The sequence below is a fragment of the Leptospiraceae bacterium genome (genome assembly GCA_025059995.1).
Taxonomy (GTDB): Bacteria; Spirochaetota; Leptospiria; order Leptospirales; family Leptonemataceae; genus SKYB61.
On the sequence record JANXCF010000001.1, the window covers coordinates 227,533 to 252,101 of the forward strand.

Annotated in this window: 27 protein-coding genes, 1 tRNA gene and 1 rRNA gene; 12 read left to right on the forward strand and 17 right to left on the reverse strand. The window is 36.1% G+C overall.

Features of this window, described 5'->3' with window-relative positions:
* Nucleotides 1–163 precede the first annotated feature (163 nt).
* Complete coding sequence (locus tag NZ853_01070) at nt 164–526, forward strand: hypothetical protein (GenBank protein ID MCS7204269.1); 363 nt, start codon at nt 164–166, stop codon at nt 524–526.
* Nucleotides 527–531: 5 nt separating this feature from the next.
* Here the strand turns inward: NZ853_01070 and NZ853_01075 are convergent, their stop codons facing one another.
* Complete coding sequence (locus NZ853_01075) at nt 532–876, reverse strand: hypothetical protein (protein ID MCS7204270.1); 345 nt, start codon at nt 874–876, stop codon at nt 532–534.
* Between the two features lie 778 nt (nt 877–1,654).
* Between NZ853_01075 and NZ853_01080 the strand changes: the two genes are divergently transcribed.
* Entirely contained in the window at nt 1,655–1,966 is a 312-nt protein-coding gene (locus NZ853_01080; GenBank protein ID MCS7204271.1) for a hypothetical protein, read from the forward strand.
* Between the two features lie 402 nt (nt 1,967–2,368).
* On the opposite strand, the gene NZ853_01085 is transcribed toward NZ853_01080, so the two are convergent.
* Nucleotides 2,369–2,500: a hypothetical protein gene (locus tag NZ853_01085; GenBank protein MCS7204272.1), complete on the reverse strand. Its 132-nt coding sequence runs from the start codon at nt 2,498–2,500 to the stop codon at nt 2,369–2,371.
* Nucleotides 2,501–2,989: 489 nt separating this feature from the next.
* Here NZ853_01085 and NZ853_01090 point away from each other — a divergent pair, with 489 nt between their 5' ends.
* From NZ853_01090 to NZ853_01100, 3 genes are read left to right on the forward strand one after another with little or no spacing between them, the layout of a single operon-like run.
* A complete protein-coding gene (locus NZ853_01090; GenBank protein ID MCS7204273.1) occupies nt 2,990–3,841 on the forward strand; it encodes a mechanosensitive ion channel family protein in 852 nt (283 codons plus the stop codon).
* Between the two features lie 55 nt (nt 3,842–3,896).
* Entirely contained in the window at nt 3,897–4,454 is a 558-nt protein-coding gene (locus tag NZ853_01095) for a lytic transglycosylase domain-containing protein (GenBank protein ID MCS7204274.1), read from the forward strand.
* Between the two features lie 55 nt (nt 4,455–4,509).
* Nucleotides 4,510–5,091, forward strand: coding sequence for an N-acetylmuramidase family protein (locus NZ853_01100; protein MCS7204275.1), 582 nt, complete (start codon nt 4,510–4,512; stop codon nt 5,089–5,091).
* Between the two features lie 10 nt (nt 5,092–5,101).
* Here NZ853_01100 and NZ853_01105 read toward each other — a convergent pair whose 3' ends face one another.
* Nucleotides 5,102–5,686: a lipoprotein LipL21 gene (locus tag NZ853_01105; protein ID MCS7204276.1), complete on the reverse strand. Its 585-nt coding sequence runs from the start codon at nt 5,684–5,686 to the stop codon at nt 5,102–5,104.
* 132 nt (nt 5,687–5,818) lie between these two features.
* Between NZ853_01105 and NZ853_01110 the strand changes: the two genes are divergently transcribed.
* Nucleotides 5,819–7,180: a hypothetical protein gene (locus NZ853_01110; protein MCS7204277.1), complete on the forward strand. Its 1,362-nt coding sequence runs from the start codon at nt 5,819–5,821 to the stop codon at nt 7,178–7,180.
* A 4-nt stretch (nt 7,181–7,184) separates the two neighbouring features.
* On the opposite strand, the gene NZ853_01115 is transcribed toward NZ853_01110, so the two are convergent.
* The 7 genes from NZ853_01115 to NZ853_01145 all read right to left on the reverse strand — a co-directional run bounded on the left by NZ853_01115 (nt 7,185) and on the right by NZ853_01145 (nt 13,248).
* Complete coding sequence (locus NZ853_01115; protein MCS7204278.1) at nt 7,185–8,147, reverse strand: SDR family oxidoreductase; 963 nt, start codon at nt 8,145–8,147, stop codon at nt 7,185–7,187.
* Nucleotides 8,148–8,360: 213 nt separating this feature from the next.
* Complete coding sequence (locus NZ853_01120; GenBank protein ID MCS7204279.1) at nt 8,361–8,717, reverse strand: hypothetical protein; 357 nt, start codon at nt 8,715–8,717, stop codon at nt 8,361–8,363.
* Between the two features lie 25 nt (nt 8,718–8,742).
* Nucleotides 8,743–8,982, reverse strand: coding sequence for a carbon storage regulator CsrA (gene csrA, locus NZ853_01125; GenBank protein MCS7204280.1), 240 nt, complete (start codon nt 8,980–8,982; stop codon nt 8,743–8,745).
* A 9-nt stretch (nt 8,983–8,991) separates the two neighbouring features.
* A complete protein-coding gene (fliW, locus tag NZ853_01130) occupies nt 8,992–9,441 on the reverse strand; it encodes a flagellar assembly protein FliW (GenBank protein ID MCS7204281.1) in 450 nt (149 codons plus the stop codon).
* A gap of 9 nt (nt 9,442–9,450) precedes the next feature.
* Nucleotides 9,451–10,719, reverse strand: coding sequence for a flagellar hook-associated protein 3 (locus NZ853_01135; protein MCS7204282.1), 1,269 nt, complete (start codon nt 10,717–10,719; stop codon nt 9,451–9,453).
* A 14-nt stretch (nt 10,720–10,733) separates the two neighbouring features.
* Complete coding sequence (flgK, locus tag NZ853_01140; protein ID MCS7204283.1) at nt 10,734–12,680, reverse strand: flagellar hook-associated protein FlgK; 1,947 nt, start codon at nt 12,678–12,680, stop codon at nt 10,734–10,736.
* A gap of 10 nt (nt 12,681–12,690) precedes the next feature.
* Entirely contained in the window at nt 12,691–13,248 is a 558-nt protein-coding gene (locus tag NZ853_01145) for a hypothetical protein (protein MCS7204284.1), read from the reverse strand.
* 104 nt (nt 13,249–13,352) lie between these two features.
* On the opposite strand from NZ853_01145, the gene NZ853_01150 reads away from it, so the two are divergent.
* Together NZ853_01150 and NZ853_01155 are read left to right on the forward strand one after the other, a co-directional pair.
* Nucleotides 13,353–14,621 (forward strand): hypothetical protein, encoded by a 1,269-nt coding sequence (locus tag NZ853_01150; protein MCS7204285.1) that lies wholly within the window; start codon nt 13,353–13,355, stop codon nt 14,619–14,621.
* Between the two features lie 56 nt (nt 14,622–14,677).
* Nucleotides 14,678–14,751 (forward strand) — tRNA-Arg (locus NZ853_01155).
* 2 nt (nt 14,752–14,753) lie between these two features.
* On the opposite strand, the gene NZ853_01160 is transcribed toward NZ853_01155, so the two are convergent.
* Nucleotides 14,754–15,083, reverse strand: a complete 330-nt coding sequence (locus NZ853_01160; protein ID MCS7204286.1) for a DUF971 domain-containing protein — start codon at nt 15,081–15,083, stop codon at nt 14,754–14,756.
* Nucleotides 15,084–15,124: 41 nt separating this feature from the next.
* Here NZ853_01160 and NZ853_01165 point away from each other — a divergent pair, with 41 nt between their 5' ends.
* Together NZ853_01165 and NZ853_01170 are read left to right on the forward strand one after the other, a co-directional pair.
* A complete protein-coding gene (locus NZ853_01165) occupies nt 15,125–16,498 on the forward strand; it encodes a PhoH family protein (GenBank protein MCS7204287.1) in 1,374 nt (457 codons plus the stop codon).
* Between the two features lies 1 nt (nt 16,499).
* Complete coding sequence (locus NZ853_01170; GenBank protein MCS7204288.1) at nt 16,500–17,195, forward strand: uracil-DNA glycosylase; 696 nt, start codon at nt 16,500–16,502, stop codon at nt 17,193–17,195.
* Between the two features lie 234 nt (nt 17,196–17,429).
* Here the strand turns inward: NZ853_01170 and rrf are convergent.
* A 5S ribosomal RNA gene (rrf, locus tag NZ853_01175) occupies nt 17,430–17,546 on the reverse strand.
* 366 nt (nt 17,547–17,912) lie between these two features.
* Between rrf and NZ853_01180 the strand changes: the two genes are divergently transcribed.
* Nucleotides 17,913–18,296: a hypothetical protein gene (locus tag NZ853_01180; GenBank protein MCS7204289.1), complete on the forward strand. Its 384-nt coding sequence runs from the start codon at nt 17,913–17,915 to the stop codon at nt 18,294–18,296.
* Nucleotides 18,297–18,663: 367 nt separating this feature from the next.
* On the opposite strand, the gene groL is transcribed toward NZ853_01180, so the two are convergent.
* From groL to amrB, 4 genes are all read right to left on the reverse strand, one after another.
* A complete protein-coding gene (groL, locus tag NZ853_01185) occupies nt 18,664–20,289 on the reverse strand; it encodes a chaperonin GroEL (protein ID MCS7204290.1) in 1,626 nt (541 codons plus the stop codon).
* A 19-nt stretch (nt 20,290–20,308) separates the two neighbouring features.
* Nucleotides 20,309–20,593 carry a co-chaperone GroES gene (groES, locus tag NZ853_01190; protein ID MCS7204291.1) on the reverse strand — a complete coding sequence of 95 codons (285 nt, stop codon included), beginning with the start codon at nt 20,591–20,593 and terminating at the stop codon, nt 20,309–20,311.
* 366 nt (nt 20,594–20,959) lie between these two features.
* Complete coding sequence (gene amrA / locus NZ853_01195; GenBank protein ID MCS7204292.1) at nt 20,960–21,526, reverse strand: AmmeMemoRadiSam system protein A; 567 nt, start codon at nt 21,524–21,526, stop codon at nt 20,960–20,962.
* A 6-nt stretch (nt 21,527–21,532) separates the two neighbouring features.
* A complete protein-coding gene (gene amrB / locus NZ853_01200) occupies nt 21,533–22,327 on the reverse strand; it encodes an AmmeMemoRadiSam system protein B (protein MCS7204293.1) in 795 nt (264 codons plus the stop codon).
* 70 nt (nt 22,328–22,397) lie between these two features.
* Here amrB and amrS point away from each other — a divergent pair, with 70 nt between their 5' ends.
* Complete coding sequence (gene amrS / locus NZ853_01205) at nt 22,398–23,489, forward strand: AmmeMemoRadiSam system radical SAM enzyme (protein MCS7204294.1); 1,092 nt, start codon at nt 22,398–22,400, stop codon at nt 23,487–23,489.
* An 11-nt stretch (nt 23,490–23,500) separates the two neighbouring features.
* On the opposite strand, the gene NZ853_01210 is transcribed toward amrS, so the two are convergent.
* On the reverse strand, nt 23,501–24,559 hold the full coding sequence (locus tag NZ853_01210; GenBank protein MCS7204295.1) for a metallophosphoesterase: 1,059 nt from the start codon (nt 24,557–24,559) through the stop codon (nt 23,501–23,503).
* Between the last annotated feature and the right edge of the window lie 10 nt (nt 24,560–24,569).

The window sequence follows — 24,569 nt, forward strand, 5'->3', positions numbered from 1 at the left end:
TTTGGATAAAATTAGGCTCAAAAAATTATCTTCTTCATTTTATCATAATCTAAATCTTTTATAAAATCGTTGAAAAAAATCGAGTTGTTCATTCCTCTATTTCGAAAGAAAATTAACATAACAAAACATTTGACATTTCTTGATTCATTTAGATTTTTTATTTATGAATGATTTTTTATTTTTGATAGCTTTGAGCTTACTGACGAGCATATTCACAACTTGGTTAGTAATTTTCACTTTTCGTTGGTATATTCAGAAATATTTAAAATCCAAGCTTCAGGAACTTTTTCCAAAAATAGTTGAAGAATTCAAACTTCAGCTTCAACAGGCTTTTGTTCAATCAGCGAAGGAATTACTACCTGAGTTTAAAAAAGAAATTAAGAAAAGTTTCAAAGAAGCGATTGATGAAACATTAACGCCAAAAGTATTAGAAGAAATTTCCCAATCCATAACAAGCACAGCGTTAGGAGTTTTTCAAAATAGTTGGAACTTTTTTTTGGGGAAGGGGGACGAAAACAAAAAATGAAAGTTTTACTGATCTTCTATTAGCGGTGGAGTGGGGTATCGTTTCTCGAATTCATCAGTCCAACGTAAACCTATAGCTTCTCTTTGAACCATGAATTTCCATTTTTCTGTGAGGGCTTTTTCTCTTGCAATTTGGTATTGATTTCGGTATTGAGTTTTTTCTTCTGAACTTTTCGCATTTCGATAGTTTTCATAAATTTTTGAACACTCATCTAATGATTTTCTTAGTTGTTCTTCAGACTTTTTTAGAGAAAAAGCAATTTCCTCGAGAATTTCCTGCTTCCACGATTTTGTCCCCTTTTTTGTGGGAATCTTCCAGTTCTTAAGGTTTTCTAAATCAAAAGAACTCATAATGATGTATAGCTTGATAATTTTATTGATTTCAACAATTATTTTTCTCAAGACATCTTCAAAGAAATTTTATGATCCATCATCCAAAAACATTTCCCATTTTCAATCCAACTTATTCCTCTCATCGTAACCGCATGTTTTTTCGTCAGTGGTGAAGTAGAACGTAATCAGTGTTTGTGATCATAATTATGATTGATTGATAAGACGACATGAAGTGGGAACGAGGGATGAAGGAGTCTTTACTTCACGAGAAAAAACCATCAATACGAGAGCTAGTAGTTGTGCTTGTTTTTTATTTGAGTCAGGATGTAGCATGATTGTTGTAGGGTTTTGATGAGTGCACGAAAGAAAACACACACTCAGCTCAAACACTTTATAAACTTTAAGCACGAGTCAAAAAAAACTTTACGATTTATTTTAAGGGGTTAGAGTAAGCAGTAGTTGTATGGAACATGAGGAATTGAGACCGCTGGTAGCGAGTATATTGGAGGAATTATTGAGAGAGAAGCAGGAGGTAATAGTGAGAATAGGGAAGGGGAGGAAGAGTGTTATATTGAAGAGGCTGTTGAAGGTAGAGAAGGAGCTGAAGTCATTGAGGGAACTTGAGGGCAAGAGGTTTGAGTCATTGATGAGAGTGATGGACGAGCGGTTTCATGCGATGAATGAGCGATTTGAAGCGTTGCAGAGGACGATGGACGAGCGGTTTTATGCGATGAACGATCGATTTGAGGCGCTGCAAAGAGAGATGAAAGCACGCTTTGTGTCGTTGCAGAGAGAGATGAGTGTACGGTTTGAGGTGATAGAAGGGAGATTTAAAGCGATAGAGGAGCGATTTTTGGCGATGAATGAGCGTTTTGAGTCATTGCAGAGGACGATGGATGAGCGATTTCATGCAATGAATGCACGCTTCGAGTCATTGATGAGAGTGATGGATGATCGATTTCATGCGATGGATACACGCTTCGAGTCGTTGATTAAAGTGATGAGTCAGCGATTTGAGTCGATAGAGAAGAGGTTTGATTTTCTTCAATGGATTGTAATTGCTGGAATATCATTCCTTACTCTTCTGATCACTTTTGTTGAACCATGATGATTTCACGTGAGCTCGCAGGATTCGTTTGCATTTTGTTGCATCCATACGAAAAAATAAAAAAATTTATAAAAAATCTAAACTATTTCGTGCTTCTTTTGGGAGTTTGTCATAATTTTCCGTTTTTTGTGTAAAGTCAGGTTTGGTTGGATTTTCATACAGCAAAAACAAACTTTCGTAGGTTTCGCATTAAGTAAAAATGCGCCGTCCTGATTTTGATGAAACACGTTTTTTTGGCTTTTGTTTGAACTTGATGTTTTTTTTGAGCTGAGTTGGATTTTTTGTGGTGTTATCTTACCATGACGAATAGGATTTCTTCTTCGGTGAGGTCGTAAAGTTGAGCAAATAAAAATAACGTGAAGGTAGTGATTTCTTTGTTTACTATCTTTATTTCTTCATTCATTATGAAAATATAGAGTTTTGCATGGTTGGGATCTTTCGTTTTTTTGATACGAGTTTTCTTTCTTTCAGAAGTTTTGCGAAAAACCGATTTTGTTCATGGGTGTTTTTGTCATCGACACGAACTTCACTCATGGCATCTCTTTAAGACAACAAGAATCTTCAATAGATGACTCCTGAATTTCATTTTTCCATGCAACTTCTTGGATTCTATACAAACCTTTATTAACTTGAACCTAACTAAAATTTTTATATGCTCATCGTTTAATTTTCTTTCTTCGTAGAGTTTTTTGAGGGTTTCATAAAGCTCTTGGAGTCCCGAAAAATAAAAAAAACCACTAAAAACTTCAATTCCCTAATTTTATAAATTAGTTGCTTGAGCCGTTCTCTTAATTCTAATTTTGTTGATTTGCTATTTGTGATAAATATAGTAATCCCTTTGTATATATTTGTTGAGTTTATTAATGATAAAAAAATCAATCTGTCAATATCTCTGTATGTTGTTTGGAAAATCAAAATCTTTATTGGTCTTTATGAGTTAACTTGAGCGCGCTGGTAAAAATTCCTTGTTTCAGTAAGTTCTGTTATAAAAAAGATTTTATGGTGGAGATTCTGAATTTAGAAATGGTCAAGTTTATTTTAGATTTATCTTTGAACTTTGTTTATGTGCTCGTCATTATTTCTTTTTTTCTCATCATAAGAAAATACGTCCTCAATCTCATAAAGAAGAAAACTCAGGACCCAAAACAACAGAGAGAATACAAAATATACGTAGATTATACTTTTCTTTTCTTGGTGATTTTGTTTAGTTTGCCTATTTTTCTACCTACCTTGAAGGAGTTGATTACTTTTATTGGAATTTTTGGTGCTGGTATTTTGTTGGTATTTAAAGAAATTTTTTTAGGCATCTCGGCTTTTTTCTACATCATTTTGAGAAAACCCTTCAAAATTGGTGATCGCATCCGTATTCATGATTATTACGGAGATGTGATTGATATTCGATTGGTGGACTTTACGATGTTACAACTGTATCCACAGAATTTGGGAGGACAGAGCTCAGGAAGGATTGTGAGTATTCCCAATTCCTTGATTTATTCGTATCCTTTAGTGAATTTTAGCAAAGAGTTTTCTTTTAATTGGCTGGAGATTAAAATCCCTCTCACAATTGATAGTGATTGGAAAAAAGCAGAAACTCTCTCTTTAGAAATTGTAAATGAAATCGTGAAAACTCCTTCTGAAGATGATGAAAGAATTTTGATGTCACATAAAGAATATTCAATTTACTTTACTAAGTTAACACCGAAGGTTTTTGTTGAGTTCACTCGAGGCAGTATTTTGTTGTCAGTGCGCTTCCTTTGTGAGCCGAAAATCCAACGAAACATACAGGACCTTTTTTGGAGAGAATTTTTGAAAAAAATCCAAGACGAAAAAACAATAAAACTAAAAGACAATGTGGATTTGTCGTTTGACTTTTAGTTTTTTTGAGTCAAATCCGACTTGATGTGATTCAAAAATTACATATCGTGGTTTTGTGGAAATCCATGGATTAAGTGAAGTTTTTGCCAGAATCCAAAAGATCAAAGACCGAATTATTGAAATCCATCATCGATACCAAAAACCAAACTTTTCTCAATACCTAAAAAACGAAATCGAAAATAACGAAACATCATCCGAAGAAAAAACGACGACAATCCATAACTCAAAAGAACAAAAAGAACTCTGGGATTTGGTAAAACGAGTTTCTCAGGAAGAAGGGGTTTCTCCTGAATTGATTTGGTCCATCATCAAAGTCGAAAGCAACTTCGATCCCGATGCCATTTCGAAAAAAGGAGCAATAGGACTCATGCAACTCATGCCCGAGACAGCGAAAATGCTGAATGTCAATCCTCATGACGTAGAACAAAACATTCGAGGTGGCATACGATATCTCAAAGAACTCGCAAAGAAATATGATAGTTTAGAAAAGATTCTTGCTGCGTATAATGCGGGACCTTCTGCTGTGGATAGATACGAGGGGATTCCTCCTTATTCTGAAACACAAAATTATATCAAAAGAATCAAAAAAATACTAAACCAACTTGAAGACTAAACTTATTTTATCAATTTTATTTATAAACTTTTTTTATCTTCATTGTTTTGAAGAAATGGATGATGCCATCATGTATCTTATTTATCATCATTATCATCAAAAAATCGAATTTGCCACTAAGGGAACCGAAATCCCACCTGAATACATGGGTGCTTTGATTTCTTTAGAATCTCATCCTCCAGGCAATTGGGATAGCCAGCGATTTGAGCCAAAAATCTACGAAAGGCTACTAAGACTCAAATACAATAACGAACCATTTTCATACATTCCCAAAGAAAAAGTTGCTTCACTAACAGAAGAAGAACTAAGGCAGCTTGCAACAAGCTATGGTCCAACCCAAATCATGGGGTATCATTGTTTGGAGCTGGGATGTTCAATTGATGATCTAAAGGGAGAAAACCACCTTCTGTGGAGCATTGCTTTTATTCGAAAGCACTATTTAAAATGCATAGTTCAAAAAAAATGGGATGTGTGTTTTCGCATCCACAACACAGGAAAACCCGATGGCAATCCCCACAACAAAGATTACGTAGAAAAGGGGTTAAAACGAATGGCTTATTACAAAAAATGGATGGAATTTCAAGGGAATTTAGTGAGTGCTTTTTTTAGTAGGGCAAACCAAAAAAAAGAACAATAGGGGAAAACCCCTATTGAGCTGAAACTTGTCTTGCGAGGCTCTCGAAGGCTTTTTGTCCACCGGGGAATCTCAAATAACCCACACAAAGACATTGGGACCAATCTTCTTTTTCGCCGGGTTCAACGCACGTTCCTGTGTCATTATCAATCGCACAGCAGTCATAAAGTCCCACACCTTGTATGATACCTTTGCTTTGCCTTACAATGGCAATACCAGTGGATTGACCATCTTGCACACCAGAAGCTTGTTCTAAGTAATCACCGATGATTTTTGATAATCCATCGCCTTTGATTTGGGTTAGAGCTGCGTCTCTACAGGTTGCCATCATTTGAGCGATACGTCCACTTCGGATTGCTTTTTCTGAAGCAGCCGCTGAGAACTTCATATAGAGATATTCTTTGGGCTCACCTTCTTTGCAGTATTTAGCAGGGCTCAAACCTTCTTTTGCTTTCGTGGCATCAGGGGCACAAGCCCAACCTTCAAAAACCCATCCCTCTTTTCCTACGGTTGTTGCGTCTCTTTTGACCTCATGTTTTGAACCGCAGTATGTCAATAAGACGCTACCAATGGCTACAAAAAAAATCAGTTTTTTCATTTTCACCTCCAATGTATGGTTTGATTTGTCAAATAACTACTCTAATATACTGACTAATTCTTTTAGAAAATGGTTCAATCTTTTTTTGAAATTTTTTTTAAAAATTCATTTTTTTTCATTCTTGGGGTAATCTTGAGTTTTCGAATTTCTGCGAATGAAGTTTTGATTTCTGAATGTCGTAATTTCAGTTTTTTTCCGAACATCTCGTTTTTTCGTGCCTCTCCGTTGCGTCCAAATCAATTCCAGCCAGCTTGTGATGAATTTGTTGAGATTGAAGACGAAATTTCTACGATTATTGATGGTTTTAGTTTTTACTCTCCTATTATTCTTTCCTCTGTTTGTTTTTTTGATAAATCCAAAATTCCTGATTTTGTTTATTCCTTCTCTCGTGGGAGCTTGATTCTTTGGAATGCTACTTACAATGAATTTTATGATTTTTGGATCGAATACATCGAAGAACCTGAATGTCAACTTTGGATATTACCAAAAATCCCCTACAAAGAAAAATCAATGTATGTCTTGGTTTTGAAAAAAAAGGAATTTGAGCAATTTTTAAAACCAAAATATTACAATCAAAAAGATGAAATTTGGGAAGATTTCAAATCTCGATTTCATATTCAGAGTGATTTTCATAAACGAGTGATGCATCTTTTCAAAGAATACCATAATCAAGAAATTTCCCAGGATGTGGTGATTGTTTTTCCCGTAAGGAGCTCTCATGGAATTATCAGTCCTATTTTACAAATGCGTGGATTCTTAAAAAAAGCCGAAATTCAAATAACGAAAAAAATTTCAATTTACGAAAAACGCAAAAAGAAAACTTACGAAATCGAATTTCGCTTATCGAAATACCCAGAAGAATCAGAAGAAATCCATTACGTAAATCCAAAAATCAAAGAAAAGCTAAAGAAAAGACATTTCAAATTCTATTTTTTTTATCCTGATGATATTTCTGAAAAGACAAAAATCTTAGTTTCAAATGTCAATCTTTGGAAGTATGATTTATATCAAGAACTGTTATTCAATAATCAGTATGTTTTGATTTCCTATGAGCCTTTTCAGGATGCCTTTTTGAATTTTATAAGTGATATTTTGATATACGAAAATATGAGTAATTTTATAAATGAAATTAATAAAAAAATCAAAACATCTAATATTACAAAAATCTGCTCAGAAAACATAGAATGCTTAATATCTTCGTTTTATCAAGATAAAGTGGATTTGGTGATTCTACATCAAATTCACGATTTAGACTTAATAAATGAAAGAAAGCAAAGCTTCGTCCAAAAAAGTCAAATCCTAAAAAAATGGAAAAAGGCAAAAAACTTAAGTAATTTTTATAAAGAATTATTAATAAGTGATATTTATAAAATGTCTTTATATTTTTCCCAAAGAAGAAAATTGCAACCCTATTTGAACTATGATTTTAAAATTCAGTTTGTTTCTGATCTTTATTCTGATGAGATTTCTAAAATCCTTTTTAGTCAGAGATAATAACTTACTTGGCAAAGGACTTGATGTGCTTCATTTTTTGAAGTTTTTTTTCGAAGTACTCAATTGTAGCTTTTAATCCTTCTTCTAAAGAGACTTTGGGTTCGTATTGTATGAGTTTTCTTGCTAAGGTTAAGTCAGGTCTTCGTTGGAGAGGATCGTCTTCTGGCAAGGGACGAAAAACAATCTTTGATTTAGAATTCGTCATTTCGATAACTTTATAGGCGAGCTCCAGAATTGTGAATTCTTGATCATTGCCTAGATTGATAGGTCCTAAATGTTCGTCTTGACTCATAAAGTCAATCATGCCTTTGACGAGATCGGAGATATAACAAAATGAACGGGTTTGAGTTCCATCCCCGTACACCGTCAAGTCTTGGTTCAGTAGTGCTTGCACGATAAAATTCGAAATCACTCTTCCATCGTTGATTTGCATATTCGGTCCGTAAGTGTTGAAAATCCTGACAACCCGTATTTTCACTTTGTGTTCACGGTAGTAATCAAAACATAAAGTCTCGGCGGCTCGTTTTCCCTCATCATAACATGCTCTCGGACCAATTGGATTTACGTTTCCTCGATATGTTTCTGGCTGTGGATGGATCGTAGGATCTCCATAGACTTCTGAGGTGCTCGCTTGTAGGATTTTTGCTTTCACTCGCTTTGCTAAGCCGAGCATATTCATCGTTCCAATCACAGAAGTCTTCAAAGTCTTAATGGGATTGTATTGGTAGTGAATGGGACTTGCAGGACAAGCTAAGTTATAAATTTCATCGACTTCGAGTTTTATAGGATCTATGATGTCATGACGAATGATTTCAAAATTTTCATGATCTAAGAGATGTTCGATATTTTCTTTGGAACCTGTAAAAAAGTTATCCAAACAAATCACATAGTGCCCTTCTTTTAATAGAGCTTCACATATATGGGATCCAATAAAACCCGCACCACCAGTGACTAAGATTGTTTTCATTTTTTCTTTTTTTTGGAAATTCTATATAAAGGCAAGAAAAGTTTAATGAATAGGATGGAATAAACCTCGAAAATGACGAAGAGAGCTCGATCATGGACTCATTCAAAATTAACATAAGAGTCAAAATTACTTCTTACACTCAAAAATTTCCTTAAAAAAGCAAAAGAATAAAAGGTTTTTTACATTACAAAGGTTATAAAAGTTGATGGGATGCTAATACTTGATTGGAATGATTTTTTCGATCCAATCGCCAGAGATCACGAAGCCGATGTTGTAGCCAGAAGATAGGATTTCGTCCAGCTCTTTTGCTTTGGCAAGGCACGTTGCAGTATCCCCACATTTGTAATAAAGCCGATAACTATCGCTCTTAAATGCATGATAGTTCGGACCGTGAGTCAAAATTATCGTAAGAACATAAACGTTTTCTATGTTTTCGAACAAGATATAGGAAACGTATTTTCTATTGACAATACGTAAATGATAGGACGACGACAAGGGCGGGAAAACTTCTTCAGCTAACAACGGGAAAGCTAAGATTAAAAGAAAAACTACTTTTACAAGGAACTTCATCGGTCAGGTAGAGTAAGTATAAACCCTATTGGTTTTTCCTGTGGAGGATTTTTTCTACTTGTTTTACGGAGTCTAAACGCAGGGAGCTTGATGCTTTTTTGTTTTGTTCTTGGATTTCTTTGTAGACTTCGCTTCGATGGACGGGAATGTTTTTTGGTGCTTTGATTCCTAATTTGACTTGATCGCCTCGAACTTCTACAATCACGATCTCAATTTCATCTCCGATCATGATGGATTGGTTAGTTTTTCGTGTAAGGATTAACACTTTTCGTTCCTATAGAGTTTGCTTTTGGATTAGTTCAAAGACATTCATTCGAACTTTGTGTCTATCATCAAGTGAAATTACTTGCTTTCCTATTTTTTTTGCTTTGTTGATAAGAACTGGTCCTTGTAGGTTGATTGTCATTTCTTCGGGGTGGTTTTCAGGGATCGTCAAGATACAAAAAACGCTGCATTCTTCTAAGCTCTTTACTTCCAGTGCTTCCAAATCAAAAGAGAGAACCACAGGCTGATAGTTTTTGACAATATCATGAGGATTCATCACTACAAAGGCTAATTCTTTTTTTTCTACGGATTGCAACCACAAAAAAGGCGAATCCGGATTTTCTTTGAAAAGATAAAACTTTTTTACTTCTGGGAAGCCAAGCAAACCTTCGGGAAAATATAAAATTTCATTTTCTTGGATGGATTTTTTGCCAAAAAACTTTGTCTCGAGCTCAAGCATTTTTCCAACCTATCTGATAAAATCTAATAATGTAGGGCGAATGATTCTTGCCCCAACATTCAATGAATAGTTATATACATTTTCAATCCATTTTAAGTTCATGATGGTTTCTGCATAATCAATCCCTTCTGTTTTTGCCACTAATTCTGTAAGGGTGATTTTATCCCAGCTGATTTTTTTAGCAAATTCTTCTAAACGATTATGGCGAGCTCCCAACTCCGAACGATAACGAAGCAAGTTCTCCAATGCTACATCTAAATTTCCGATGTCTTGTCCTGAGATTTCCAATTGATCTCCTTTGAGTAAATCATTTCGAAACTTAATCAAAACATCAAATAACGATAAACCTTCTACTCTTGCAAGGGGGTTGTAATTATTTGGAGGTTGAGGTTGATCGGGGTTGATCAAGCCTAAATCCTGCAAAACTGTTCCTCCTTCTAAATCCTCCAACCAAATTTGATGAGGCGTGATGGTGTGTAATGCCAAATTATCTTGTCCTACTTTTGATGCTCGAACTTCGATTCCCGCCTTGTTGATTTTATCGATGATATCGTCAATTGTGTCTCCTATGTTGACTTCAATCGTCACATCGTTTATTTTGAATTTCTGATTCGATGTGGCAATGTAACCCGAAGCATCGACATTACCCACAATCACCATGTTGGTTCCCCAAAAAACACGATTGCCGGGCAGATTTACGTCAATGTATTCATTTCGATCAATCTCGACCAGACGTTTTCCAATGTCCCCTCGGTATTCCACACCAATGATTTGGTTTTCCAGCTTGATTCCATCAGGAGTTTCGATGTCTGCAACAATGGGTTCAAAAGGTTTTCGTTCAACAAAAAAACCACCAAATAAGGGTCTTCCCGTGGCATCGGTTGTATTTGCAATATCAATCAAGGCACGAAGATGCTGATCAATTTCGGAAGCAATGGCGTGTTTGAGATCAAAAGCGTTATCTCCTTGATAAATCCCATTGGAGGCTTGGACTGCGAGAACTCGCACTCTTTGAAGAATATCTGTGATGGTTGAAAGTTGCCCATCCGTTAGATTGATGCGATCGATGGCTTCATACACATTTTTCTCGAATTGTTGGGTTTCAATAAGCCTTGTTTTGAAATACATTTGGTTGGCAGCATTTGAGGGTGCCTCCCCTGGTCTTGTAATTTTTTGCCCCGTTGCTAACTGGTTTTGTAGTTTATCCATTTCCACCTTTTGGTTTTGGATGTGTTTGATGAGATTTTGGTTTTGCATTAAACCGGTAATTCGATTCATAGCTTTTTCCTAATTTAGGCTTTTAGTCGGTTGATAATCACATCTAACAATTCATCCATTGCTCTTAGAGCTCTTGCTGAAGCGTTGTAAGCATGTTGGAACTGGATTAGGTTTGCCATTTCTTCATCGAGATTTACTCCCATGAGGCTTTGTCTGAGGTTATTGAGCACTAATAGATGATCTGAGTGATGTTTATAGAGTTCCTCAGCCTTTTGACTTTCGGCTCCTAACTTTGATACCAGTGAAGTATGAAATTCCAAAAAGGTTTCATCATAACCCACATAGCTTTTTCCTTGTTTGAGAGCTCGTGCGATTAGTAGGGCGTTTTCTCCGTTTGCCAATCCGACGGGAGTGTTGTAATCACCCGTTCCACCAACGTCTTTTCCCGTGGCTGCTGCGATTTTCGAAAGGTCTCGCAGAATCACATCATTCACTTTCACATGAAGCGAGGGTTTAAAAAGAGGCGAGACTGTGATATTCTCTAACGTTCCCTGAAATTTTGCAATATCTCCTGTTCGTCGGAAATCAAAAGCTCCAACGCTGCCCGATGCCCTCAAAATCCCTGTGTATCCAACTAATAAATCTCCTGAGTCTTCTATGTGTTTGATAAAAAAATTATACTTTGTGTCGTCGGCATTTCTTGCAGCTTTCAAAACAAGTTGGCTTTCGTGATTCAAATACGCAACCACTCCAACTTTTGCTTGATTGATTTTTTTGATGATGTCTTCTAAGGTTTCGTTTTCTCTATACGTGATTTGGACGGGTTCATAGGATTTCGCGTTTTCGTTCCATTGGTAGAAAGTGAGAATTCCACTAATTCCCACTTGTCTTCTTGGATCAACTTTTTGAGTGCCAGCCACACGAAAAATAGCCGTCATTTCAGGAACGCCATCAAAATTAAAATCAAAATCCCCCACGTGATCCCTCGGAATAAACGTTGCATTCCCATCAAACGTGATAGGGCGAATCTCAAAGAAAGAAAGGTTTGTGCTTCCATCCAAACCAAAACCATCCCTATGGATTTCGTTGACAATATCAACCAGATTAACCGTAAATTCATCCAACTCATACAGACGAGAAAGAATATCTTGATCTCTGAGCTCCAATAAAGAATTAAGCTTTCCTCCGCTTATAATAACGGGTTTTTGATTATGCTCCCAAATGATGGATGACATGCCCTCATTTTGTGGATTTGGAATTGCTTGGATAGCCCTGAAAATGGAACCTTGAACGATTGCTTGTTCTCCAATAAAAACCATCATTTCATCTTTATCACCTCTACCGATCCGTATGTTGACGAGAGAAGAAAGTTTTTCTATTACAGCATCTCGTTTATCTAAAAGATCGTTGGGTTGATCCCCCAGTGCTTGTAGTTTTGCGATCTTGACGTTTAACTCTTGAATTTCTTTTGCATAATTATTGATGAGTTGGACGGTTTCTTGGATTTCTTGCTCGGCTCTTTCTCGTAAATTTTGGATTTTTCGATACATATCTTGGATGCGGTTTACTAAGGTTTGAGCTCGTTCTACCACCACAGCTCGATGAGAAAGCTCAGCTGGGTATTGAGATAAATCCTGCCATGATGACCAAAACTGCTCAACCAAATTTCGAAGAGATTGATCTGATGGTTCGTTGATGATTTTTTCTAATTGATACAAATACTGGAATTTTGTATCCCAAAATTGCTTTTCTTTGGATGTGTTGATGATTTGATCGTCATAAAAAAAATTCCGTATTCGTTCAATCAAAGCAATCTTAGCTCCTTGACCTAACTGCCCGGGATGATTCGATCTGGTAAGGGTTGGTTCATACAGGGGATCCATAGTATCGAATTCTACTCTTTGACGTGCGTAGTTGGGATTACTTGCGTTGGAAATATTGTGTCCCGTTGTTTGTATTGCTGTTTGGTGAACAAAAAGCCCTCTTTTCGTAATTTCTAAACCACCGAACGTGGAACCCATTTGAACGCTCCTATATGCTTTGATTGATTAAAACCGAAGAACTGACCTTGACTTTGTTTGATCTAAGATAGGTTTTGTCTTTTTTCTCTACTTCATCTAAGAATTCAGATACAATCTTTTTTGTGCGATGAAGCAATTTTTGGTTTGCTTCAACTTCGGCTTTCAACTCTTCTGTTTGTTTTCGAAAGCGTGTGAGGATCTCAATCAACCCATCAATAATTTCTATCAGTTGATTGGATTCTCGGGGGTTCGAATTTTCTTTTACTATGGCAATCACCTTCATGAAGTTCGAGATGTTTAATTGAGATGAAGAGATTTTATCTTTGTATTTCGAGATCAAATTCCCAATCAGTGTGTATCGTTGGTTTTCGATTTCAATCAGAGAATGTAAAAATTCGTTTGATTTTTGGGTTAACTCTTGAAGTTTTTGAGCTTTTGCTGAAAGAATGGCAGAGCCTTTTTCTTTTTCAATCTGAGTTGCCTTTTGGAGTAAACTCAACTCCTTGTGTAAAACCTCTTGGATTTCTTTTAGCGCTTCTATATCACTTCCTACAGCTTGACTTATCATATCCAATCCTTTCCATCGGATATTTTCCGGAAAACTCAATGAAATAAAATGAGTTGACAATATCTTTCTATGGACTCAAGTTTTCGTTTGCTAAAGGAGGGAGTATGAAACATAAGCTTTTTTGGGTTTTTTTGGGACTACTTTTGATTTATTTTCATTGTAAGCCTGCAGAGAAACGAAAAGAAGCTGAAACAATAGGAGATTTCTATTCTGAGTGCTTACGTGGAGAAATCACCGTCTATGGAGAAGCTCCCATATTTACAAGTGTTTCCGCAGCTAAAAACAAAGCAAAAGAAGATGCTTGTAGGAAAGCCATAGAAAAGTGTATAGGAAGTCAAGTTGCAACTTACACTCAAGTTTCTGATGCTCAGTCCATTGCCAACGAAATCTATTCTAAAGCTCAAGGAGTTTGCAAGAATGATCGAGTGATTGAAGAACAAGAATACATGTTAGATACCGTTCGAATGATCAAACTATTTGTGAAGTTCCAGGTAGAAAAAGCAGAAATTCAAAACCAAATCAATCTGATGCAAAAATTAGTGGGAAATCCCAAAATCATGGTTTTGATTCGAGAAGAATACATTATTCCTGGAAATGCGAAAAAGGTTTATGATTTCGCTTCTCGAGATGGGGTAGGAGCATCACAAATACGGAATGTGCTGATTGCAAAAGGGTATGATGTTTTAGATCCCACATCCATATTGCCCCACATCCGAAGTTCTGAAATCGTAGCAGACGATCCTTCGAAACTATCTGAAAACGCAAAAGATGTGGCTCTCAAAGCAGGTGCAGATGTGCTAATCATCGGAAATATTGAAACCAAGCCTCAAGCCTCACCAGCTCCCCAATTTAAGAGCTACCAAGCCACAGGAACCATCAATATTTTGTCATTATGGGGGCAAGGTGAAATCATTGGAACCTATAGTGGACAAGCCATTGGTGGGATTGGTGTGACGGATTTACAAGCAGCTCAAGAGTCAGTCAAACGCTATGCGGTCGGAGCTGATCCCAATCCAGAAAAGAAATTAGGTGGTTTTGCGAAATTTGCTCACGAAAAACTCCAAAGCAAGTGGTCAGAAATCACAAGGAACAACAAAATCATCATGAAAATCTCAGGCTTGGATCCGGCAAAAGCAGGTATATTTCGTGATGATTTGGTTGAACGCACAGCTGTGAAGAATGTGAACGAAATCAGCTCATCTCAAAATGAAATTATTTGGGAAGTAATCTATCCCGGTAGGGAATTTGCTTTAAGGGATACCCTCGCCTTTTATGGAGATGACCCTCGCATGTTCGTTGTAGTAAAAGAAACGGGAAAAAAAATTCAAATCTTAGATGTGAAAAAAGGAGAAATCCGTTTACGTTTTCAGTGATAACCTAATCAAATTTTACTTTACGAGTTTGCAAGTTAAAAAATCTTATTTACAAAGCGCCCATAGCTCAGTTGGACAGAGCGTTTGACTACGAATCAAGAGGTCGGTGGTTCGAATCCACCTGGGCGCACTTTAATCGTCTTCTTCCCCGGGTGGACGATATTCTTTGTTTTCGTCACAAAAGTAGCGAAGACTCTCATAAGTATAAATTCCTGAGTCATGCCCATCTTCCCAGACCAATCCAATTGCGTATCTTCCTACTTTTTTGATTCTTACAAGCTTGGCTTCTTTGATGTCCAGTGTGATTCGGTTTGCTCGGATTTCATGACCACCTCGGCATTGCGCACATGGACAATATCTTCTAAGGTTTAGAAGATCAAACTTGCATTCTTTGCCATCTCGCCATTGAATGTATAAAAATTGATTGTCGAAATAAACTTTTGAGGGAATGAGTAATAACATACTTATAAAAAAATTAATCCTTTTCTAAAAGCGATTGTTTTATGGAATACATCATTTTGGATACAAACGTATTGCTTCTTGATCCCAATGCTTACCTTAAATTTCCCAAAAAACATGTAATCATCCCATTGGTTGTGATTGAGGAACTGGATTCCTTTAAGAGGGATGTTACTACCATTGGTAAAGCTGCAAGAGAAATCATTCGAGCTATAGATAAACTGCGAGTCTCAGGAAAACTAACAGAAGGAGTAAAACTTCCCAATGAGTCGGTTCTGCAAGTTTATATACTCAATGATTTTGAAGAACTCCCTGAGGGTTTGAATAAGATTTTAAAAGATAATTACTTACTTTCAACAGGATTAAAATTAAAAAAAATTTATAAAAAAAATGTAAAAATTATCACAAAGGATGCAGATTTAAGAATCAAATCAGATGTCTTGGGTATCCAAGCAGAAGATTACAACACAACAGAAGATATTGGTAGTTTAGAAAAGCTCTATACGGGAGAACGAACCATCTACACGACAGATGAATGGATTGAAAGATTTTATAAGAATGAACCTCTCTTTTGGCAGGAAGATAAAATTGAATTTTCCTTTGAGCCTTTGCATGAACCTATTCTTGTGAATGAATACATCACACTGAAGTCCGAAAATAAAAGTGCTTTAGCCAGAGCTCATAAAAGTGGAAGACTAATCCCTTTGAAAGAAGAAAAGGTATTCAATATTCATCCCAAGAACAAAGAGCAAAGATTTGCCTTTGATGCTTTGTTGGATCCAGAAATCCAGTTAGTCACAATAGCAGGAAGAGCGGGAACAGGAAAGACATTGATCGCATTAGCTTGTGGATTACAGCAAGTGATGGAAAAAGAAATCTACAAAAAGCTACTTGTTGCAAGACCAGTTGTCCCATTAGGAAAAGACATTGGGTTTCTGCCGGGAGAGGTAGAAGAAAAAATACGACCCTGGATGCAACCGATTTACGATAACTTGGAGTTTCTTTTAGAAAATGGTTCTTATGCCTACAAAGAAGAAGAATTTGAAAAAAAATCCCATAAACATAAAGACGTTTTCGCAACGATTGATTATCTAAAAGAGACGGGTGTGATTGACGTGGAACCATTGACCTTTATAAGGGGTAGATCCATTCCCAAGCAATTTGTCATTATTGATGAGGCACAAAACCTTTCTCCTCACGAAGCAAAGACCATTATCACCCGAGCTGGCATTGGAACCAAAATAGTTTTTACAGGAGATTATTATCAAATCGATCACCCTTACTTGAACTTATATACAAATGGGATTTCTTATACATTCAGCAAACTGAAAGGACAACCCATTTTTGCGCACGTCACTTTAGAAAAAGGAGAGCGTTCCCCCTTAGCAGAACTCGCTTCTAAACTAATGGAAATTTAAGATGGATTTATTCGAATACGCAGAAAAAACAAAACAAACAAAAACATCTACACCCAGATACGCTGATGCTCTTTGGAAAAATTCTGACTTTTCGTTTGTGAATTCTTTAGAAGAGTTGGAGTCCATAGCAAAAGAATGTAGAAAATGTAAGTTGTGTGTAACTCGAAGAAACGTAGTTTTTGGTGAGGGAAATCCACGGGCTCATTTGATGTTTATCGGTGAAGGTCCGGGAAAAACCGAAGATGAAACAGGAAGACCTTTCGTTGGACGAGCGGGTGAACTTCTAACACGAATGATTGAAAATGGCTTAAAAATTCCTCGAGAAAAAGTCTATATAGCGAATGTGGTGAAATGTCGTCCTACGGTAGATATGAAAGGAGAAAAGGATCGTCCACCTGATGCAGAAGAAGTAGCATATTGTAGTCCTTATTTGATACGTCAGATTGAGCTAATTCAACCAAAAATCATCATTGCGCTGGGTAATCCAGCATCAAAGTTTCTGTTAAATACCACGGCTGGAATTACAAAAATTCGAGGGCAATTGTTTTATTATAAAAACATCCCTGTAATTCCTACTTACCATCCCAGCTATGTGTTAAGAAATGGTGGAGATGATTCACCCCTAAAACGAGACGTTTGGGAAGATTTAAAGAAAGTTTTGAACTTGATGAAGGAAAGAAATATCACACCATATTAAACTTCGAAATTCTTGAAGTTTCTTTGTAATTATAAGTAGTTTGGAAAAATAATGTTAACTTAGTTTTTCTTAATATAATGCAGTCTTGATTTTTTGTGAACTTCTCTAAGAACGTTTTTTAAATGGCGCTTTTATATATATATCAGCTTTTATGAATTGGAATAGATATTTTAGCTAAATTATGATAACTTTTTGTTTGGTTTAACTTTGATGCTACAATGAAAATAAGGAGGGGGCCGGCACCGTCCTGCTCTCCCACACGGCGAACCGTGCAGTACCATCGGCGATGAGGGGCTTAACTTCCGTGTTCGGGATGGGAACGGGTGTATCCCCCTCTCTATTGGTGCCGTTGATACCAAATTTTTCATGCCAAATTGAAAGTCAATCACAACACTGAAGAATTTTGAATCTTTTTAAAAAAAAGTGAAAATTAGGAACCAGTAGATTAAGTTTAGAAATGATATGTTTAATACTTATGAAAATCAAACGTAAAAAACTCATTTTTTTGGGTTAGCTCAAAAAAATTCACACTGAAAAAAGTTGATTAAACGTTAATTTTATAGGAAAACAACGGAAAAAAGAAGGTTCTTATCAAAAAAATATCAAAACGTAAAGTATCGGGTCCCACAATAAAATAATTTAATATTTACCCAAAAATTCTTGATAAAAATTTCTAAATTATACGTCATACTTTCTATCAAAAGTGGAGAAGACAAAATGAAACGATTAAGTCAAATAAATATTTTAATATTGGTTTTTCTGATGGTGTTGGTCGGATGCAAAACGAATTCAAAAACTGAAAACGTGAAAATTGAAAAAAAACAAACTACACAAGTAATGCCAAATTTGATAAAACCAGTAAATCAACAAACTGTAAACAACAGTCAAGATAATTATGTATCACAAATTATCATAAACAAATGTTCCTCAGAAAGTAGAAACGTTGATTATTGCATTGAAGTATATCAACCTGTCTGTGGTTGGTTTACCGAAGATATTTTAAATTGTAAAAAAACCTACTGCCGAGAAAGCTTTGCAAATTCTTGCTTTGCTTGTAAAGACAAGAGAATAATAGGATATACAGAAGGAAAATGTAAATAACCTACTCATTCTGATAAGACACGATACTTAAAAATTTTTTCTTTATCACAATTAACTTTTTGATGAAAATGATAAAATAGCTCACAAAAATAAGAATTGCCACAAAAAGTAGATGTTTCTTCTTGTTTAAGAGGACAATTTAACTTGCATTGAAAGAAAAGTTGTAACTTTCTTTCATTCATGTAAGAAAATTTTTTGATGTTTTCCATAATACATGTAATTGGCGTTTTAAAGTTGTACCTTCTATCCTTCATCATGGAAGTATAAATAAATTTTTAATAAAAAAATGTCAATCTAAATTGAGAATGAGTTTCAATATCAATATATGGATAAATAAAAAAAGGCACCCTTAGGTGCCTTTTTATTTTTAGTAATCCATTCCCATGCCACCAGCACCTGGTGAGTGTTCTTTTTCTTTCTCAGGGAGATCGGTAATGCTGACTTCTGTTGTGAGGATCATTGCTCCAATGGAAGCAGCGTTTTGTAATGCACTTCTCACTACTTTTACGGGATCAAGAATTCCAGCTTCCGTGAGGTCTTCCCACTGTAGGGTTTCTGCATTGAATCCAATGTTTTCTTTTTCATGCATTGCTCTCTCAACAACAACACTACCTTCAATTCCAGCGTTGTTAGCAATTTGTCGTAGTGGTTCTTCCAATGCACGATAAACGATCATAGCTCCCGTTTTCTCATCACCCTCGAGATTTAGAGTTTTGATCACTTCACGGGCTCTCAATAGAGTAATTCCACCACCTGGAACAATTCCTTCTTCAACAGCAGCTCTTGTAGCTGAAAGAGCATCTTCAACCCTCATTTTCTTTTCTTTCATTTCGACTTCAGTTGCAGCTCCAACATAAATGACTGCAACACCACCAGCAAGTTTTGCTAATCTTTCTTGCAATTTTTCTCGATCATAATCACTTGTGGTTTCTTCTATTTGCTTTTTGATTTGATTGATTCTTCCTTTAATATCAGCTTCACTACCATAACCATGAATGATGGTGGTGTTTTCTTTATCAACAACGACTTTTTCAGCTTGTCCTAGCTGATAGAGTTCTGCGTTTTCGAGTTTCATTCCTAGATCTTCAGAAATCACTTGTCCACCTGTCATGATGGCAATGTCTTCCAACATAGCTTTTCTTCTCTCACCAAAGCCTGGAGCTTTTACAGCACAGACCTTTATGGTTTTTCTTAAGTTGTTTACAACAAGGGTTGCTAAGGCTTCTCCTTCAACTTCCTCTGCGATGATTAATAGCGGTCTTCCAGTTTGGACAACTTTCTCGAGAATAGGTAGAAGTTCTCTCATGTTAGAAATTTTTTTCTCATGTATGAGAATATATGGTTTTTCGAAACTAACAATCATGTTCTCTGGGTCAGTCACAAAATAAGGAGATTGATAACCCCTATCAAATTGCATTCCCTCTACGACTTCCATGTAGGTATCAATTCCTTTTGCTTCTTCAACAGTAATCACACCATCATTACCTACTTTTTCCATTGCATCAGCAATAAGATTTCCGATTGCGTAATCGTTGTTAGCAGAGATTGCCGCAACAGCAGCGATTTCTTTTTTATTGTTTCCGACTTGTTTAGCTCTTTTCTTGAGTTCTTGAACTACAGCATCCACTGCTTTTTCGATACCCCTTTTCAAATGCATGGGGTTTGCTCCAGCAGTTACATTTTTCAAACCTTCATTGACAATTGCTTGAGCCAACACCGTAGCCGTTGTGGTTCCATCACCAGCAACATCATTTGTTTTGGTTGCAACTTCTTTAACTAACTGAGCTCCCATGTTTTCAAAAGGATCAGAAAGCTCAATTTCTTTTGCTACGGTGACTCCATCTTTTGTGACTGTTGGAGCACCAAACTTTTTGTCTATCACAACATTTCTTCCTCTTGGACCTAATGTTGCTTTTACAGCATTAGCAAGTTTGTTAACTCCAATTTGCAATTTTCTACGCGCTTCTTCGTGATATTCTAATTGTTTTGGCATAGGCACCTCCTTTTTGTAATTATTCTATGATGGCTAAAATATCGCTTTCGCGAACAATCAAATATTCTTTCCCATCTTTTTTGATTTCTGTTCCCGCATATTTGCCGTAAAGAACGCGATCACCTACCTTGACCTGAACGGGGATTGTTTTCCCATTTTCTTGACGACCAGGTCCTACAGCGATTACCTTACCTTCTTGTGGCTTTTCTTTCGCGGTGTCGGGAATAATGATACTACCAATTTTTTCTTCTTGTTGTCCTATGGGTTCAATCAAAACCCTATCACCAAGTGGTTTTATGTTCATTACTCACCTCCTAATGATTTTATTATTAGTATGATTTAGCAATCAATATGTTTGATTGCTAATCTCAAGGAACAAAAAAGTAAAAACGCTGCTATCGTCAAACAAAATTTCCTTCAAATTAGCAATTTTTTTCATCGATTGCTAATTAGTTAAATTTTTTAATAATTTTTTTGTGTTGAGGATGAGTTTTTAATAGAAACTCAGTTTTAAACATCCTTCAAGGAATATAAGAAAGCTATTTGATTAAAGAATGGTAAAGTTTAAGTGAAACCATTGTTATCTCGAGAAAAAAAACTTTTTTAGAGAAAAAAACGAAATGACTCGAGAAGTGAGTTTTTTAAATTTAGAGTGGTTTTCTTTTGATTCTTAGAAATTTTCGGTTGTGTAGCGAAACCATTCTATTTTCGAGAAAGGGTAATTCTGTGAAAGTTCCGCTTTTTTGTAGAGGTGGTAAATAAATTCTTTTTTATCTTCTATCTTATTCCATACGTCTGGTAAGTAGGTGGCTCTGCCATCAGGTGATTTTAAGTAAATTCCATCAACGTGAGGTCGTATCTTGCTAAGTAAGTCATCGAAACTCACACAAGAAATTTTTTCCAATGGACTTAAAACTGAGATTTTTATATCTACATAAGGGAATTCTTTTTCTGTGAGTGGGGGGAATCTATGGTCTTTGAAAGCAGCACTAAAAGCATTATAGGAAACGTTCATTGCTAAGGGTTCATTCGGGAAGATACTACCAATACAACCTCGTAGATTTTTTTCTTTTGGCAGGTTTTTGAGGGTGATTGTTACAAAACTTGCTTTTTTTTCATGAAGTTTTTTGGGTAAATTCTCTAATGTGATTTTAGGAGGCTTATGATGTATCAAGCCATATTCAATTGATTTTCTTGCTATCGATTTTAGTATTTTTTTTTCTTCTTCCGTTAGCATGAAAGTTTAAACAAAGCACCATGAGCCATATCCGACCACACGTTTTCTATCACCCGCAGTATCACCTGAGTTTCTCAAATCCAACCGAATTGTGCTCCACTGCTTTTGTTTTGCAAATATCAACAATGCTTGAATTCCAATCCTTCCGCAAGCTTGCTCTTGGTGGATATCATAGGGATTTTGATTTTCGATTGCAAGTGCCGTTTTTTCATCAATTGCTTTTGCAGTAGAATAATCCAAATAATGACTAAGATCAGAGCTCACTACAATCAAAGTCTGGTCGGTGTATAGTGTTTGTAAAACCTTCACCACATCTTCGGGGTCAACTTTCCCAATAGCCAGAGGAATAATCATGATTTCATTCCCAAAAATATATTGCAAGAATGGTAATTGAACTTCTATGCTATGTTCTCTTCGGTGGGCTTTATCATTTTCAAAGACAAATGAAAAATCTTGGATTTTTTGGATAGCACTCTTATCGATGGGGATAATCCCTAAAGGAGTTTCAAAGTAATCTGAAGAATGATAAGCAATGCCAGGAATATACTCAAAATGGCTAGGTCCTAAAAGAATGATAGTTTTATACTCTCTTTTATATGGCAGAAGGATTTTGTAAGAATAACCTGCAATTGGACCTGAATAAACGTATCCAGCATGAGGGGAAATAATGGCTTTGGGTTTCTGTTTGATTTCAATCTTTGCCTCATCAATGAATTTTTTGATGAGCTGTGATAATTTTTGAGGATGGGAAGGATAAAACATTCCAGCAACTGCAGTAGGGCGAATACTCAAAGAATTCATAGCAAAAAATATATACTCAGAAAAAAAGTTGTCAATAATAAAAAAATCATTATAATCTTTATCTTGATTTATGCCAAAAACACATTATATTCATCCTACAAAATACTGGCATGCTGTTGAAAACGGAAAAATCCAGTGTGACGTATGCCCTCGTGGATGTAAATTGAGTGAAGGTCAAAGAGGGTTATGTTTTGTTCGTGGACGCGAAAATCATCAGATAGTGCTTTATACGTATGGGCGTTCAAGTGGTTATTGTATTGATCCCATTGAAAAAAAGCCATTGAATCACTTTCTTCCCGGAACTCCTATTCTTTCTTTTGGAACAGCAGGTTGTAATTTGATCTGCCAGTTTTGTCAAAACTGGAGCATAAGCAAATCCCGAGAAATGGATACTTTATCTGATGAAGCAAGTCCAGAATTGATTGCCAAAGTGGCTAAAAAATATCAGTGTCGTAGTGTTGCCTTCACGTATAATGATCCCGTTGTTTTTATGGAATATGCCATTGATGTGGCTAAAGAATGCCACAAGTTGGGGATAAAAACCGTCGCAGTAACGGCAGGTTACATGAATCCCGAACCAAGAGAAGAATTTTATCAACACATGGATGCGGCTAATGTGGATTTAAAGGCATTTTCAGAAAGCTTTTATCGAAAGATTTGCGGAGGGCATTTACAAGCAGTTCTGGATACTTTAGTCTATTTAAAAAAACATACAAAAGTCTGGTTTGAGATCACAACCCTATTAATACCTGGTGAAAACGACTCCAACGAAGAAATCAAAAAAGAATGCGAATGGATACTCAAAAATCTTGGACCTGACGTCCCCCTCCACTTTACGGCTTTTCATCCAGATTTCAAGATGCTTCATAAACCCAGAACTCCCCATTCAACACTACTACGAGCAAGAAAAATTGCGTTGGAAGTAGGATTACATTATGTCTATGTAGGAAATGTCTATGATGAAGATGCCGAAAGCACCTACTGCCCGAATTGCCAACAAAAAGTGATTGCGAGAGATTGGTTCGAGATCAAAGAATACCACTTAACCGATAACGGTCGTTGCAAATTCTGTTATTATCCCATTGCGGGTTATTTTGATGGTCCTGTGGGAAATTGGGGTGCCAGAAGACTCCCTATCCGCATCAAAAATGTGAAAGTGTGAACTCAAAAAAATCAGTAATATGAATATGGATTTTGATTATTTCGAAAGAATTTCTCAAAGCTCAGGTAAAATGAATCAAAATCTTTGAGTTTTTGGAATTCTAGTTTTGGGTAAGGTTCATATTCCACAAAAACATCAAAGTATTCATAGATGGTGTTTTGGAATAATCTTTTGATACGAACTTTTGTGATTTTTTTTCGCTTCTTGTTTATGTAGATTTCTGCGAAGATACCTCCTTCCTGAGGTCCGTAGATTGAGTCCACAGCTCCAAAGTTTGAGGGATTAAGAAATAGCGTGCCTTTTTTGTTTACTTGGATTCCGTAGTCTTCGTGGATGTGTCCCGACAAAACCATCATGGGTGTATGATAATCCAAGTAATTCCTTATTCCCATAGAACCTACGTTTCCGTAAGAGGGGATTTGATCGAAATACCCAAAAGCTGGATTATGAAGAACCAGTACGTCAGGTTGGTGGTGTTCGAAAAACTCTTGAGGTTCCGAATAAAAACTTTTTCCAACCCCACCTTCTAAATAGGGAACAATCAATTTTTCGGGGATTCCTGAAGTTGGAACAGGCGCACCTCCATAACCACCAAAAGTTATGTTTTCGAAATACATGATTTTTTTGTGTAAGTTTCTTGATGCTAATGCAGTGTATTTGAAGTCAATGTCGTAGTTTCCAGGCAAAACAAAACAATCAGCATTGGAATGTTTTTGTATCGTTTCTTCAATCTTTCTGTATTTTTCTTTCATCGTTTTAGTTGCTAAATGAAACAACTCTCGATATTCTATGGATTTTTGAACCAAATCCTCTTGTTTTTTTTGATGTGATTCTTGGATGAGGATTTCCGAGGCAAAATCATAAGGAAATATTTTTCTCTTTTGTTCCCGAAGCAAAAACTGAAATTCCTCTTGCAAAGTAGTAAAGCGAATCACATTTTCAATGTCATAAAAGGCATAATACAAAATATCGCCACTGATTAGATATAAATCTGCTTCTGTGAGCTGTATGAGTTGATGAAGTTCATCAATAGAATCATGAACGTCGGTGACATATATGATTTTAATCATAAACAGCTTG